A 14682-nucleotide genomic window follows, 5' to 3' on the forward strand; every position below is an offset into this window, starting at 1 on the left:
TTTGTCGATGTTGCCGAGTGGTAGGCCAGCGCGGCATCCGGGGCCTGGATACCGCCCTTGGCTACCACTGCGCCCGAGTCGACCGTTGACGAACTAGTCACATATCTGAAATCTTGAATGCCCCGTCCCGAAAAAACTCGGCAACGTGTACGCAAAAGATGAACTGAGGGCCCCATGACACGGAAGCTGCGCCGCCGGCTGGCCGGCGGCATCCTCACCCTCGTACTCACCGCCGCCGCCGGACTGCTCGCCGCCCCCGCGCGAGCCGCCGGCCCCAACCTCTCCCCCGGCAAGCCGGCCACCGCCAGCGGTTCGAACGGCGGATTCGGCGCCAACCTGGTCAACGACCAGAACCCGAACACCTACTGGGAGAGCCCCAACGGCTCGTTCCCGCAGTGGGTCCAGCTCGACCTGGGATCCACCACCCAGGTCGATCAGGTCACGCTGAAACTGCCGCCGGCGACCGCCTGGGCCGCGCGTACCCAGACGATCGCCGTACAGGGCAGCACCGACGGCAGTGCCTTCAGCACGCTGTCACCCTCGGCCGGGCGGTTCTTCGACCCGGCCACCGGCAACACCGTCACCATCGGGTTCGCCGCCGCCTCGATCCGGTTCGTCCGCCTGACCGTCACCGCGAACACCGGCTGGCCGGCCGCGCAGATCGGCGAGTTCGAGATCTACGGTCCCGGCGGCACCGGCCCGGGTGATCCGCCCCCGCCGGACGGCGCCAACCTGGCCGCGAACAAGCCGATCGAGGCGTCGTCGTTCACCCAGTCGTTCGTGGCCGGTAACGCGGTCGACGGCAACACCGGCACCTACTGGGAGGCCGCCGGGCAACCGGCCACGCTGACCGTCAAGCTCGGCGCCAACGCCGACGTCACCGCCGTGGTGGTCAAGCTCAACCCGGATCCGGTCTGGGGGCCGCGTACCCAGGCGATCGAGGTTCTGGGGCGCGCGCAGAGCGCGACCGCCTTCACCTCGCTCAAGGCCCGCGCCGACTACGCCTTCACCCCGTCGGCCAACCAGAACAGCGTCACCATCCCGGTCACCGCACGGGCGGCCGACCTGCGGCTGCAGTTCTTCACCAACAGCGGAGCGCCGGGCGGGCAGGCCGCCGAGTTCCAGGTGATCGGCGCGTGGGCACCCAACCCCGACCTGACGGTGACGGGTACGAGCTGGACGCCGGCCACCCCGGACGAAAGCTCGTCGATCAACGTGTCGGCGACCGTGCGCAACGCCGGAACCGCCGCCTCGGCCGCGACCACGGTGGACGTCAAGCTGAACGGCACCGTCGTCGGCACCGCCCCGGTCGGCGCGCTGGCGGCCGGAGCCTCGGCCACCGTGACCGTGGCGGCGGGCCGCCGGGCCCAGGGCAGTTACACCGTGGCGGCGACCGTGGACCCGGCCGACACCGTGCCCGAGCAGAACAACGACAACAACACGTACACCTCGCCGACCGCGCTCGTGGTGGCCCAGGCCCCGGGGCCCGACCTGGAGATCGCGTCGATCACCCCGAACCCGGCCAACCCGGCGGTCGGGGCGCCGGTCAGCTTCACCGTGGCCGTCCGCAACCGTGGCACCACCCAGGCCGGCGCCTCGACCACCCGGGTCACCGCCGGGTCGACGACGCTCAACGGCAGCACCCCGGCGATCGCCGCCGGCGCCACGGCCACCGTCGCGATCCCGGGCACGTGGACCGCGACCACCGGCGGCGTCACGGTCACCGCGACCGCGGACGCGACCGGGGCGGTGGCCGAGACGAACGAGAACAACAACACCGCGACCCGGTCCATCGTGGTCGGGCGAGGTGCCGCCGTCCCGTACACCTCGTACGAGGCCGAAGCCGGCAGCTACTCGGGCACCCTGATCACCGCCGACCCGCTGCGGACGTTCGGGCACACCAACTTCGGCACCGAGTCGTCGGGCCGGGCGTCGGTCCGGCTCACATCCCAGGGGCAGTACGTCGAGGTCACCTCGGCCGCCCAGGCCAACTCGATAGTGGTCCGCAACTCCATCCCGGACGCGCCGGGTGGCGGCGGGCAGGAGGCGACGATCAGCCTCTACGTCAACGGCACGTTCAACCGGAAGCTGACGTTGTCGTCGCGCAACTCGTGGCTCTACGGGACCACCGACGACACCGAGGGCCTGTCCAACAGCCCGTCCGGGGACGCCCGTCGGCTCTTCGACGAGTCGCACGCGCTGCTCGGCACGTCGTACCCGCCGGGCACGAAGTTCAAGCTGCAGCGGGACAGCGGCGACAACGCGTCGTTCTACTACCTCGACCTGGTCGACCTCGAGCAGGTCGCGCCCGAGATCCAGCAGCCGGCCGGCTGCACGTCGATCACCCAGTACGGTGCCGTGCCCAACGATGGCATCGACGACACCTCGGCCATCCAGCGGGCGGTCACCGACGACGAGAACGGCGTGATCTCCTGCGTCTGGATCCCGTCCGGCCAGTGGCGGCAGGAGCAGAAGATCCTCTCCCCCGACCCGGGCCGCGGCCAGTACAACCAGAAGGGCATCCGCAACGTCGTGATCCGCGGCGCCGGCATGTGGTACTCGCAGCTCTACACCAACACCGAGCCGCAGAACGTGCAGGGCAACATCAACCACCCGCACGAGGGCAACGTCGGCTTCGACATCGACGACAACACCCAGATCAGTGACATCGCCATCTTCGGGATGACGACCAACCGGGCCAACCGCGGGCACGGGCTGAACGGGCGGTTCGGGAAGAACACGAAGATCAGCAACGTGTGGATCGAGCACGTCAACGTCGGCGCCTGGGTCGGCCGCGACTACTCGGACACGCCCGCCTACTGGAACCCCGGTGACGGCCTGGAGTTCACCGGCATGCGGATCCGTGACACGTACGCCGACGGCATCAACTTCTCCAACGGCACACGCAACTCGCGGGTCTTCAACTCCTCGTTCCGCACCACCGGCGACGATTCGCTGGCGGTCTGGGCCAACCCGTTCGTCAAGGACCAGAGCGTCGACATCGGCCACGACAACCGGTTCACCAACAACACGATCCAGTTGCCGTGGCGGGCCAACGGCGCGGCGATCTACGGCGGGTACGGCAACGTGATCGAGAACAACCTGATCTCGGACACGGCCAACTACCCCGGCATCATGCTGGCCACCGACCACAACCCGCTGCCGTTCTCGGGCACGACCACGATCAGCGGCAACGGGCTGTTCCGGACCGGCGGGGCGTTCTGGGGCGAGGCGCAGGAGTTCGGCGCGATCACCCTGTTCGCCCAGGGCAAGGACATCACCGGGGTCACGATCCGGGACACCGAGATCTCCGATTCCACGTACGACGGGATTCAATTCAAGACCGGCGGCGGGAACATGCCCGGGGTGGCGATCTCGAACGTGCGGATCGACAAGTCCAACAACGGCGCCGGGATCCGGGCGATGTCCGGTGCCCGCGGGTCGGCGACGTTGTCGAACGTGACCATCACCAACTCCGCGGACGGCGACATCGTCCGGGAGCCCGGCACTCAGTTCACCATCAGCGGTTCGTGAAGTAGTGCCCCTCGTCCAGGTCGGCGATCAGGCCGGCCTGGGCGGGGGTCCAGTCGTACCTCTTCCGGGTGATCTCGCTCGACGCGGCCAGGTCGGCGCCGAAGAAGCGGCCCAGCCAGCCGAAGTGCTCGGCCGGGCGAGATTCGACGGGTACGCCGAGCCCGCGCCCGATCGCCGCGGCCATGTCCCGGGTCGGCACCCCCGGCTCGGCCACGGCGTGCAGGATCGAGCCGGGTTCGGCCTGCTCGACGGCCAGCCGGACGAGCACCGCGGCGTCGTCCCGGTGTACCGCGGCCCAGCGACCGGCGCCGTCACCGACATAGCCCGACACGCCGGTGGCCCGAGCGATCCGGACCAGTTCGGCGACGAATCCGTGGTCGCCGCGGCCGTGCACGGTCGGCGCGAACCGCACCGCCGCCGATCGCACCCCACGGTCGGCCAGCCCGAGCGCGATCGTCGCGTTGGCCGCCCGTGAGTAGCCGGCCGGGTCGCCCATGTCGGTCTCGACCGCGGGCCGCCCGGGGACCAGACCGGCGACGCCGGACGCGATGACGAACGGTCCGCCCGGCTTGACCGCCGCACCCATGGTCTCGATCGCGGCCCGGTCCAGCGCGACCGCGGCCTCCATCTGGGTGAAGTCGTGGTTGTAGCCGAGGTGGACCACGCCGTCGGCCGACTCGGTGCCGGTGCGCAGGCTGTCCAGGTCGTCCAGGCCGCCGCGGTGCACGTCGGCGCCGAGGGCGGTGATCCGCTCGGCCGACGCGTCCGAGCGGGCCAGCCCGAGCACGCTGTGGCCGCCTCTGAGCAGCTCTTTCACGGTGTCGGTGCCGATCCAGCCGGATGCTCCGGTGACGAAGATGCGCATTGTCGCGCCTCCTGCTTCGCTTCGTTGGATGTCACTCGATGACATCACTAACGTAGCACCAGTGACGTCATCGAGTGACATGACTGGACGGCACTCCTCTAGAATCGTGATCATGGCGAGGTGGGAGGCCGGGGCGGCGGGCCGGTTCCGGGAGGCGGCGATGGAGCTCTACGCCGAGCGCGGGTACGAGCAGACGACGGTGGCCGAGATCGCGGAGAAGGCGGGTCTCACCGCACGGACGTTCTTCCGCCACTTCACCGACAAGCGCGAAGTGCTGTTCGCCGGTTCGTCCGACCTGCGCGACGGCATGGTCACCGCGGTGCGCCAGGCGCCGGCGTCGGCGAGCCCGGTGTCCGCGGTGGGCGAGGCCCTGGACGTGGCGGCGAAGTTCCTCGGCCGCGATCACGCCATGTCACGGCGGCGGCACGCGATCATCATGGCCAACCCGGAACTGCTCGAACGCGAGCTGATCAAGATGGCGACGCTGGCCACGGCACTGGCCGCCGCCCTGGGCGAACGCGGCGTACCCGAACCCGACGCCGGTCTCGCCGCCCAGGCCGGCATCGTCGTGCTCCAGGTCGCCTTCCGCCGCTGGGTCGAATCGGAGGCACCGGCCGACCTGGCCGCCGGCATGCGCGACGGCCTCGCCCGGCTTCAGACGGTCATCGCCCGGTGAAGAACGACACCGCCTCGGTCAGGGCGAGGTCGGTCAGGACCGGGTCGTGGCGCGGGCCGATGTCGCGCATGAAGGCGTGCTCGCCACCCTGGTAGACGTGCAGTTCCAGATCGTCGAGGCCGGCCGCGTACAGGGCCGAGACGATCTGGAGGCGGGCGTCGGCGGGCACGTGCGGGTCCCGCGAGCCGAAGACGACCAGCAGGCGGCCATGGATGTCGGCCGCACGGGCCAGCGAACCGGCGTCGGCGTCCCGGCCCAGGGCGCCGTTCTGCAGGCCGGTCGGATAGAAACAGACCGTGGCCCGGACGCGCGGGTCGAAGGCGGCGCGGAAGGCCAGGTGACCGCCGATGCAGAAGCCGGTGGCGAACAGCGTGGTCGTGTCGTCGCGGCTTTCCAGGTAGTCGAGCACGGCCACCCGGTCGGCGTCGAACTCGTCCACCGTGGTCGCGGCCGCGCCGGCCAGCCCCCGCCGCTTGCCCTCGTCGTCGAACTCCAGCGCGACGCCGGCCAGATCGGTGTGCGGGTAGATCTCCGGGACGGCCACCACGAAGCCGTACGCGGCCAGCCGCCGCGCCGTGCGCAAAGTGGACTCGGTCAGCTGGAAGATGTCGGTGTAGAGCACGACCCCCGGCAGCGGCACGGCACCCACCGGCCGGATCACCACTGTGTTGATCAGATCGCCGACGCGCACCGTGTCCTCATACAGCTTCACGGGCCGACAGTACCCAAGATCGTCCGAATGTTGGTCGAGGTGAACGGACGCCGCGCGTTGCCGGGTCGCCCAGGGCCGCCCGCTCAGCCGCGGCGCCACTTCTGGTTGGCGCCGCCGTTGCAGGTCCACAGGTCCAGGCCCGCGCCGTCGCGGTCGGTCCAGGCCTTGATGTCCACGCACTTGTTGGAGCGGGGATTGACCAGCTGGCCGGCCGCGTCGAGGACGAACTGCTGCGCCGCGCCGCCCGAGCAGGTGGCGATCTGGATGACCGCGCCGTCCGCGGTGGAGCCGCCGGCGACGTCCAGGCACATGTTGTTCTGGGTGCGGAAGGCGCCGTTGACCGACTCCCATTTCTGGTTGCCGCCGCCGTTGCAGGACCAGACGTCCAGTGGCTGGCCGTCGCTGTAGTTGACGTTCGGGACGTCGACGCACCGGCCGTTCCAGGTGCTGGAAATAGTGTTGGTGGACGGGATCGAGGCCGGGGTGACGGCCTGCATGATGACCGCGCCGATGGTTTCGACCGCCCGGGTGTCGTCGCGCGGGGTCTGCGCGTCCCAGCGGTTCCAGGTCAGATTCAGGTCGGTACGCCGTACGTTCCACGCCGCGTCCGCGTTGCGTTTCATGAACGTGTAGTACTGCGCCCAGAGATTGTTCTGGCGCACGAACTCGCCCATGCCGCGAGCGAATTCGGACTGCCAGGTTCCCTCCCGCTGCCCGTTGGTCATGATGCCGTTGGTGGTGCGTTCCCGGATGACGAAGTCGGTCGTGCGTTTCGCGTCGTCGAAGAGCGACTGCCCCCGGTAGTCGCGGTACATGGCCTGCGCGGCCCCGACGAAGGCGCCGGCGCTGTACACCGTCTGACCGGGCTCGAGCGACCCGTCGGCGTTCATCTGCTCGTGCACGCCGCCGGTGTTCCGGTCGAGCAGCCGCGACCAGGTCCAGTCGTAGATGGCCCGCGCCTTGTCGAGGTAGGCCCGGTTGCCGCCGGCCTCGTAGATGAGGCTGCCGAGAATGACCGCCGGGCTGTTACTCAGGGCGCTCTTCTTCGTCTTCTCGATGCTCCACCAGAGGCCGCCGCCGAGGGCGGTGTCCCAGCCCCGGTCGTAGGCCCGGTTGAACGCGTACTGGGCCTGACTGAGATAGGTCGCGTTGCCGGTGATCCGGTAGCCGCGGACGAAGGCCAGGCCGGCCCAGAGCAGGTCGTCGTTGAATTGGTTCCAATTCCAGTCGTACAGCCCGCCGTTGCCCTGGTTCTGCTGGAGGAACGTGTCGAGGAGGCGGCCGATCAGGTCGCGGGTCTCGGCGCGTCCGGTGCTCTCGTACACGTCCTCGACCGCCTGGATGTCCAAGGCCTGCCGCCAGAAATAGTCCTTGTCGGTCTTGCCCAGCGATTCCTTGTAGTACCGCTGATTGCCGTTGGACACGAGGAAGGCGTTGTTCAGCGCGGTGAGGGCGGCGTCGGTGTTGGCCGACATCGGCACCACATCGGCCGAGGCCGGCCGCATCGTGACCGCCACCCCGCTCGCGGCGATCACCACGGCGACCAGCGCGACAACGGCCGAGCGAACCGAAGACAGACGTCGAGACATCACACGCTCCTTCACTCGTTCCCGCCGAACTCGATCGACGGAGGTCGATCTGGAAACAAGGTATCCTGATCTGCTGTGGTGAAGGAGGTAGAAGTGTTACCCCGCTCGGCTGAACGGTCCACGTGACGCGTCTGATGTGGAGCGTCGTCCGAGCCTCTGGTGGTGGACGAGCCATTTTGCGTACCCGGCGGACGGCCCGGGGCCGAGCGTCAGTCGCTGGGTGACGCGGCGAGGATGCCGGCGAACTCGGCCGGATCGATGATCGGGATGCCGAGTTTGGCCGCCTTGACCGCCTTGGTCGTGGTCGTCTCGGATGTGACCAGGGCTGTGGTCGTGGCCGAGACGCTGCCGCTGGCCCGGCCGCCCAGTTGTTCGATACGCTCGCTCACCGTGGTGCGGGTGTAGCCGGGGACACTGCCGCTGACCACATACGTCTTGCCGTCGAGGGGCTTGTCGCCCGCGGTCTCGGGGACGCTCATGGTGACGCCGGCGGCGGCCAGGCGGTCGATGACACCGGACATGGCGGCCAGGCCGTCGATCACGTGCTGTGCCTTGATCAGGCCCATCTTGTCGATCTCGGCGATCTCCTCGACCGTGGCCGCGCGCAGGGCGGCCATGGTCTTGAAGCGGGCGGCGAGCCAGCGGCCGACGCTGCGGCCGGTCATCCGGATGCCCAGGCCGGTGATGACCCGGTTGAACGGCTGGGTCTTGCTGTGTTCGAGCGACGCGATCACCTTGGCCGCGTTGAGCTGGCCGAGCAGCACCACCCCGCCGGCCTTGGTGTTGCCGACGGGCAGGCCGGCCAACTGCTCGGCGGTGAGCGAATACAGGTCGGCGACGTCGGTCGCGAGGCCGGCGTTGACCAGGGCGACACAGAGTGCCTCGCCGGCACCCTCGACATCCATGGCGTCGCGGCTGCACCAGTATTCGAGTGCGTTGGTGGCGCTGCACGAGGCGGTGTGGCAGCGCCACAGGAGGCTGGACTTGTCCCACGGCTCGCCGCACTGCGGACACGTCTCGGGTGGCGTCCACGGGGTGAGGCCGTGCGGCTGCTCGCCGATGGGCGCGGTCACCCGCGGGATGACGTCGCCGGCCCGCCAGACGGCGACGGTCTGACCGATGGCCAGGCCCTGCTCCTCGACGAACTTGGGGTTGTGCAGGGTCGCGTAGGTGATCGTGGTGCCGTCGACGAAGACCGGGTCGAGCACGGCCCGCAGCGAGATCCGCCCGGTCCGCCCGACCCGCACCTCGATGTCGCGCAGCACGGTCGAGCCGGTGTCGGCGGGATATTTGAACGCGGCCGCCCAGTATGGGGTGCGGCTGCCGCTGCCGAGCCGCCGCCGGGTCGATTCCAGGTCGGCGGTGAGCACCGCGCCGTCGATCGGGAAATCGAGGCCGCGGCGCAGCTCGCCGATCCGCTCGACGGCGGCGAGCGCGGCCGCCGCGTCGGTGGCGACCTGGACCTCGCCGGTGGCGAGCCGCCCGGCCACCGGGAAGCCCAGCTCGGTGGCGCGGGCCATGCGGTCGCGGTGGGAGGTGAAATCGCCGGAGATGTCGTACGCCGCGAAGGTCATCGGCGTCTCGTAGGTGCGGTCGGCGCTACGGATCGAACCTGCGACCGCCCCGCGCGAGTTGATGAACGCCTTGCCGCCGGCGGCGACCCGGTTGGCACTGGCCGCCTCGAAGTCGCCGACGGTCATGTAGATCTCGCCGCGCACCTCGCCGGTCCAGCCGGTGCCGAGGCGTGCGGGCAGCCCGGTGACGCCCCGGCGGACCTGGGCGGTGACGTTCTCGCCGGTGCTGCCGTCGCCCCGCAGCGCGGCCAGCACGAGCCGGCCCGACTGGTATTCGACCCGGATCGCCAGCCCGTCGAGTTTGACCTCGACCAGGCACGGGTCGCCGTCGAGGCTCTCGACGAACGCGCGCACCTCGTCGGCGCCGGTGACCTTGCCCAGCGACATCATCGGCACCGGGTGCCGCACGTCGCCGCCCGCGGACGCGCCGGCCGCCACCCGGGTGGTGACGCCCTGGTCGTCCCACTCCGGGTGGGCCTGCTTGGCCGCGGCGACGCGGTCGAGCAGCGCGTCGTAGTCGGCGTCGGTCATCAGCACGTCGCCGCTGTCGTAATACGACTTGGCGGCGGCCCGGGCCTGCTCGACGGCGACAGCGAACTCGGATGCGGTGAGGGCGTCGTCGGTCATGCCGTCAACCTAGGGCCTCGGTACGACAGTTGGAGAAAACGCGTCGCCCGGGCCGGACGGGACGCGCTAGCGTACCCATGTCAAAGGTCCTGACCAGCCGAGGAGGAACGACATGCGCCGTGGTTTCCCGCCCCGATCCCTGGAAACCACTGCTGTGAAGGACCTGACCGCACGTGAGCTTTCTCAACCTTGGCATCGTCGCGCACGTCGACGCGGGTAAGACCAGCCTGACCGAGCGCCTGCTCTACGCGGGCGGGGTGATCGACGCGCTGGGCAGCGTTGATGCCGGCAGCACGCAGACCGACTCGCTCGAGCTGGAGCGGCGGCGCGGCATCACGATCAAGACCGCGGTGGCGTCGTTCCCGTTACGCGACGTGACCGTGAACCTCATCGACACGCCCGGGCACCCGGATTTCATCGCCGAGGTGGAGCGGGCCGTACGTGTGCTCGACGGCGCCGTCCTGGTGGTGTCGGCGGTCGAGGGGGTACAGGCACAGACCCGGGTTCTGATGCGTACGCTGCGCCGGTCCCGCGTGCCGACGCTGGTGTTCGTCAACAAGATTGATCGCGCCGGCGCCCGGGCCGACGGGCTGCTGCGCGACCTCGCGGCCAAGCTGAGCGACCGGATCATCGCGGTGAGCACGGCCGATCGCCTCGGGACCCCGTCCGCCGGGGCGCGGCCGGCCCTCGACGACGCCCGGCTGGTCGAGCTCGCCGACGACGACGAACTGCTTGCCGCTTTCGTACGCGATGAGCGCTCCCTCCCGTACCGGAGGATTTTGGCCGAACGCACCCGCACGGGTGATCTGCACCCGGTCTTCTTCGGTTCGGCGGTCACCGGCGCGGGGGTGGAGGCCCTGCTCGACGGCATCGTCGACCTGCTCCCGACGGCCTCCGGCGACCCCGGCGGCGCGGTCAGCGGGACGGTCTTCAAGGTGGAACGCGACCCGGCCGGCGCGCGGGTGGCGTACGTACGGATGTTCGCCGGCACCCTGCGCGCCCGCGACCGCCTGCCCACCGGCACCGTGACCGCCCTGGACCGCCCGGCCCTGACCGCGGGCGCGATCGGCCGGGTGCACGGGCTGCGAGACGTACGCATCGGCGACCCCGTGGGCGTGGCACCGCCCGGCACCGACCGGCAGCTGTTCGCGCCACCGACCCTGTCGACGGTGGTGGTGCCCCGCGACCCCGGCGAGCGGCACGCGCTGCACACCGCGCTGGCCGAGCTCTCCGACCAGGATCCGCTGATCGCCCTGCGGCGCGACGGCGACGAGCTGTCCGTGTCGCTCTACGGCGAGGTGCAGAAGGAGGTCATCGAGACCACCCTGGCCGAACAGTACGGGATCGCGGTGCGGTTCCTCGACACGAGCACCATCCACATCGAACGCCCGTGCGGCACCGGGCGGGCCGGGGCGACGATGGGCCAGGACGGAAACCCGTACTGGGCGACAGTGGATCTCGAGATCTCCCCCGGCGACGGCTTCGCGTTCGCGCTGGACGTGCCGATCGAGCAGGTGCCGATCCACGTCTTCAGGACCGAGCCGTTCTTCCGCGAGGCGCTGGAGGCCGCGGTGCGCACCACGCTCGCCACCGGCCCGCGCGGCTGGGCCGTCCACGACATCCGGGTGGTCGTCACCCGCACCGGTTTCCTGGCGCCGCTCACGACCGCCGCCGACTTCCGCAAGCTGGTGCCGCTCGTGCTGATGGACGCGCTGCGGTCGGCCGGCACGGTGGTCTGCGAGCCGATCCACCGCTTCCGGCTGGACGGCCCGATCACGGCTCTGGGCACGATGCTGGGCGCGCTGGGGCGTTTCGGTGCGGCTCCGGATTCCACAGCACTTCAGGGCGACGAGTACGTGATCCGCGGCCGGATTCCCGCGGCGCGGCTACGCGAGCTGGAGCAGGCGCTCCCTGGCCTGACCCACGGCGAGGGTGTGCTCGAGAGCGCCTTCGACTCCTACCGCGCGAACCCGCCCCACCACGGGACCGGGTCGCCGACGTCGTTGGCGGCGAAGTAGTCGGTGACCTCGGCGATCTCCTCGGCGTCGGGCTGGTCGTTGAGGCAGTCCGCGCCGCCCCAGGCCCCGGACATCACCTTGGAGCAGGGGCTGTCCGGCCCGAGGTCGGGCAGCGACAGGATGTGGCCCAGCTCGTGCACGACGATCCGGGACGGCTTGTAGATCTCGGCGTCACCGACCTCGAGATAGACCCAGCCCCGCCCGGCGCCGTTGATGTAGACGTGCGAGCTGGTGCCGTTGGCCGTCTTGTACGCCTTGACCCGCAGCGCCGCCTCGGTGTCCTGCTCGACGAACTGAATCGACGGAACGCTGGCGTTCCAGATCGTGATCGCCTCCCGGGCCGAGTCCGTGTACGACCCCGCGAGCAGCAGATCGATGGGGATGACCTCCGGCGCCGGCACCGGATCGGCGGCCTGCGCCGGTGCACTGACCCCGAACAGACCGCCCGCCGCCAGCACGAGCGCCGACAAGACATTCATAGCTTTCGACATCTGTACAGAGTGGAGGGCCATGGGAGCCTAGGCAATGGTTTCCCCCGTTATTGCCCGAAGCTGTACCTGAGGTCGGCGTTGATCATTTCGTTGAGCCGCTTGCGCAGATGCCCGAGCAGTGACTGGCCGGGCATCGGCTCGTCGACCAGCAGCGTCCATCGCAGCCGCGTGTCGGGCCCGTCGGCGCGCAGGTCGAACCGGATCCGGGCGTCGGGCCGCCGGCTCCACGGCGACGACCAGACGATCAGGCCGGGCGCCGCACTCTCGGCCACGTCCGGCGGTTGCTCGTCGGCGAGGAGCCGCAGCCACGGACGGTCGGGCCCGGCCAGAGCCGCGAACACGATGTGCGGTGGCGGCGGCTGACTCCGCTGCCGGCTGCCTGCTGCCGGCTGCCTGCTTCGAGCATCCCTTCACCCTAGGGCCGGCCACCGATGGCCTCCGGCGGACCGGGAAGAAGCCCGGTCCGCCGGAGGGTGATCGATCGCTAGCGGGTGGCGGGGACGACGCCGAAGTCGCGCCAGGCGGTGCCGTAGTCCTGGAAGCCCAGGCGGGCGCCGGCCGTGCGGGTGGTGGTGCCCTTGGCGACGATCTTGCCGTTGGAGGCGACCGAATAGATCGGGCCGCCGCTGTCACCGGGGCGGGCCGCCGGCTGGCCTTCGGTCTGCTCGGCCTCGACCAGGTCCTCGCGGTCAGAATAGAAGAACAGAACCTTCAGGTTGCAGACCGGGCGGCCGAGATCGCGTGAACTGCTCACGCCGGACTGGCACAGGTACTCGCCGACAAAGGTCCAGTCCCAGCCCTGGACCAGCGCGGCGGCGCCGTCGGTGGGCGTACCGATGTAGACGTAGCCATCGACGCTGGAGGTGGGCACCAGTTCGACGTCGTGGTCCTGGTTGCGAGGGCCGATCGTGCCGATGGACTCGCCGCGGGCGTCGGTGAAACGCTGCCCGGACTGGCCGCAGTGGGCCGCGGTGAGGATGTAGCTGGCCGAGCCGTTGCGTACGCCGAAGCCGGAAGTGCAGGCCGTGCCCTGGTCGGGGTTGACGATCGTGGCGCCGCCCTTCCAGGGAGCCCAATCGTCGTCCCGGCTGACCGGCCGGAGCGCCGCCTCGGCGGAGATGTCGACCGGTACGCCGACAGCCGGCGCCGCCTGCGGCCGGGCCGACGTGGGCACGGACACGACCAGGCCACTGCCGTCCGGCCTAAACTTGATCGCCTCGATCGCGTCATCGCCGCCGGGCCAGGCCGCTCGCAACCGGCCGGCGGCGGCGCGCAGCTCGGTCACGGAGTAGTCGGCCGGACGGACCTGGACCTTCGCCGTCCGGGAGGCCTGAGCCACGACCCGGCGCATCGACGCCGGCACCTCGCCCTTCCACCACAGGGCGACGGAGGATTCCTCGAGAACGATCCCGGCGTAACCCGGGTAGGCGTGTCGTTCCAGCTCCCAGCGCACGACCGACGCGGCCGCGACCAGGGGACGTTGCTGCTCCATGCGCCGCAGATCGGCCGGGGCCAGCAGCGCCGCGGCGTCGGTGACGACGGCGGAACCGGCGGGGACAGCGGCAGAACCGGTGGAGACGGTAGCCGAGCCGGCGGGGACGGAAGGGGCGGCCGCGGCGGGGGACGCGGTGCCCAGTGCGGTGACGGTCGCGGCGGTCGCGGCGGCGGCCAGCCATCGACGGTGCGGTGACATCGATGTCATCTTCGATCAGCCTCCTGGGGGGAGAGGGATGAATCGGGGAACATCCATCGATGGATGTAAATGGAAAGTAACCGTCCAGCGGCGTCCGCGCCAGCCCTGGTTAGATTTCGACGTGCTCGGGATCAGCGACATCGTGGCCATCGCGGCGCTCGGGCTGCCGGTCGCCGGGCTGGCCGCCTGGCTCTCGGCGCGACGGCGCCGGGCCGGCGGGCTGGCACTCAGGCCGGCCTGGCGGATGTCGGTGGCCGAAGTCGGCATGATCTACGGGACGGCGCCGTGGGTGTGGATGATCATGCTGCCGGGGTCGCGCGACGGCGTGAACCTGCTGCCGCTGCGGGACCTGCTGGAGGTGGCCGCCGCCGGGCCGGCAACGGGGGTGGTGGTTCAGGTCGTCGGCAACCTGCTGGTATTTGCGGCGCTGGGGTTCTTCGGACCCATCCGGTACGCGGGGCTGGCCTCGGTGGGGCGGATTTTGCTCCTGGCGGCCGGGTGCTCGATCGTGGTCGAGGTGGCGCAGTTCGTGCTGCGGCTGAACCGGGTGTCCTCGATCGACGACGTGCTGCTCAACGCGGCCGGTGCGGGACTGGCCGCGCTCGCGTCACGCCGCTGGTGGCGAAGGGGCAGCCCTCTGCTGAACGAAACTGTTTCGTTCAGCAGAGAGCAGTGAGGGCGGGCAGACGGCACGTGCGGCTCTGCGGCTCTGCGGCTCTGCGGCTCTGCGGCTCTGCGGCTCTGCGGCTCTGCGGCTCTGCGGCTCTGCGTGAAACGAAACAGTTTCGTACAGCAGAGCGCAGCAAGACCGCGTCAGCGACACCACCGGCGGCCTGCGAAACGAAACAGTTTCGTACAGCAGAGCGCAACGGGAGCGGGCAGGCAGGCACGGCAGGCAGGCAG

11 protein-coding genes are annotated in these 14682 nt (G+C 70.3%); 4 read left to right on the top strand and 7 right to left on the bottom strand.

Features of this window, described 5'->3' with window-relative positions:
* The first annotated feature begins 174 nt into the window (after positions 1–174).
* Positions 175–3534 (top strand): CARDB domain-containing protein, encoded by a 3360-nt coding sequence (locus ACGFIO_RS23115; protein WP_392828447.1) that lies wholly within the window; start codon positions 175–177, stop codon positions 3532–3534.
* Here ACGFIO_RS23115 and ACGFIO_RS23120 read toward each other — a convergent pair.
* Positions 3521–4399: an SDR family oxidoreductase gene (locus tag ACGFIO_RS23120; RefSeq protein ID WP_392828449.1), complete on the bottom strand. Its 879-nt coding sequence runs from the start codon at positions 4397–4399 to the stop codon at positions 3521–3523. The two genes, ACGFIO_RS23115 and ACGFIO_RS23120, sit on opposite strands and share 14 nt — an antisense overlap.
* Positions 4400–4511: 112 nt before the next feature.
* Here ACGFIO_RS23120 and ACGFIO_RS23125 point away from each other — a divergent pair, with 112 nt between their 5' ends.
* Entirely contained in the window at positions 4512–5075 is a 564-nt protein-coding gene (locus ACGFIO_RS23125) for a TetR/AcrR family transcriptional regulator (RefSeq protein WP_392828451.1), read from the top strand.
* Here ACGFIO_RS23125 and ACGFIO_RS23130 read toward each other — a convergent pair.
* The 3 genes from ACGFIO_RS23130 to ligA form a co-directional block, all read right to left on the bottom strand.
* Complete coding sequence (locus ACGFIO_RS23130; protein ID WP_392828453.1) at positions 5062–5787, bottom strand: dienelactone hydrolase family protein; 726 nt, start codon at positions 5785–5787, stop codon at positions 5062–5064. The two genes, ACGFIO_RS23125 and ACGFIO_RS23130, sit on opposite strands and share 14 nt — an antisense overlap.
* A gap of 83 nt (positions 5788–5870) precedes the next feature.
* Positions 5871–7376 carry a glycoside hydrolase family 76 protein gene (locus tag ACGFIO_RS23135; protein WP_392828455.1) on the bottom strand — a complete coding sequence of 502 codons (1506 nt, stop codon included), beginning with the start codon at positions 7374–7376 and terminating at the stop codon, positions 5871–5873.
* Between the two features lie 209 nt (positions 7377–7585).
* Positions 7586–9577 (bottom strand): NAD-dependent DNA ligase LigA, encoded by a 1992-nt coding sequence (ligA, locus tag ACGFIO_RS23140; protein WP_392828457.1) that lies wholly within the window; start codon positions 9575–9577, stop codon positions 7586–7588.
* 173 nt (positions 9578–9750) lie between these two features.
* Here ligA and ACGFIO_RS23145 point away from each other — a divergent pair, with 173 nt between their 5' ends.
* On the top strand, positions 9751–11595 hold the full coding sequence (locus ACGFIO_RS23145; RefSeq protein WP_392828458.1) for a GTP-binding protein: 1845 nt from the start codon (positions 9751–9753) through the stop codon (positions 11593–11595).
* Here ACGFIO_RS23145 and ACGFIO_RS23150 read toward each other — a convergent pair.
* From ACGFIO_RS23150 to ACGFIO_RS23160, 3 genes are all read right to left on the bottom strand, one after another.
* Positions 11535–12074: a snapalysin family zinc-dependent metalloprotease gene (locus tag ACGFIO_RS23150; RefSeq protein ID WP_392828460.1), complete on the bottom strand. Its 540-nt coding sequence runs from the start codon at positions 12072–12074 to the stop codon at positions 11535–11537. The genes ACGFIO_RS23145 and ACGFIO_RS23150 overlap by 61 nt on opposite strands.
* 59 nt (positions 12075–12133) lie before the next feature.
* Positions 12134–12427 carry a hypothetical protein gene (locus ACGFIO_RS23155; RefSeq protein WP_392828462.1) on the bottom strand — a complete coding sequence of 98 codons (294 nt, stop codon included), beginning with the start codon at positions 12425–12427 and terminating at the stop codon, positions 12134–12136.
* 143 nt (positions 12428–12570) lie between these two features.
* Positions 12571–13779, bottom strand: a complete 1209-nt coding sequence (locus ACGFIO_RS23160) for a peptidase (protein ID WP_392828463.1) — start codon at positions 13777–13779, stop codon at positions 12571–12573.
* 37 nt (positions 13780–13816) lie between these two features.
* Between ACGFIO_RS23160 and ACGFIO_RS23165 the strand changes: the two genes are divergently transcribed.
* A complete protein-coding gene (locus ACGFIO_RS23165; protein ID WP_392828465.1) occupies positions 13817–14455 on the top strand; it encodes a VanZ family protein in 639 nt (212 codons plus the stop codon).
* The last annotated feature ends 227 nt before the right edge of the window (positions 14456–14682 follow it).

The sequence above is a fragment of the Actinoplanes sp. NPDC049265 genome, assembly GCF_043197135.1.
Classification (GTDB): Bacteria; Actinomycetota; Actinomycetes; order Mycobacteriales; family Micromonosporaceae; genus Actinoplanes.

Coding starts and splice junctions, on each gene's coding strand:
- ACGFIO_RS23115 (WP_392828447.1), top strand. CDS start 175: ATGACACGGAAGCTGCGCCGCCGGCTGGCCGGCGGCATCCTCACCCTC.
- ACGFIO_RS23120 (WP_392828449.1), bottom strand. CDS start 4,399: ATGCGCATCTTCGTCACCGGAGCATCCGGCTGGATCGGCACCGACACC.
- ACGFIO_RS23125 (WP_392828451.1), top strand. CDS start 4,512: ATGGCGAGGTGGGAGGCCGGGGCGGCGGGCCGGTTCCGGGAGGCGGCG.
- ACGFIO_RS23135 (WP_392828455.1), bottom strand. CDS start 7,376: ATGTCTCGACGTCTGTCTTCGGTTCGCTCGGCCGTTGTCGCGCTGGTC.
- ligA (WP_392828457.1), bottom strand. CDS start 9,577: ATGACCGACGACGCCCTCACCGCATCCGAGTTCGCTGTCGCCGTCGAG.
- ACGFIO_RS23150 (WP_392828460.1), bottom strand. CDS start 12,074: ATGAATGTCTTGTCGGCGCTCGTGCTGGCGGCGGGCGGTCTGTTCGGG.
- ACGFIO_RS23160 (WP_392828463.1), bottom strand. CDS start 13,779: ATGTCACCGCACCGTCGATGGCTGGCCGCCGCCGCGACCGCCGCGACC.
- ACGFIO_RS23165 (WP_392828465.1), top strand. CDS start 13,817: ATGAATCGGGGAACATCCATCGATGGATGTAAATGGAAAGTAACCGTC.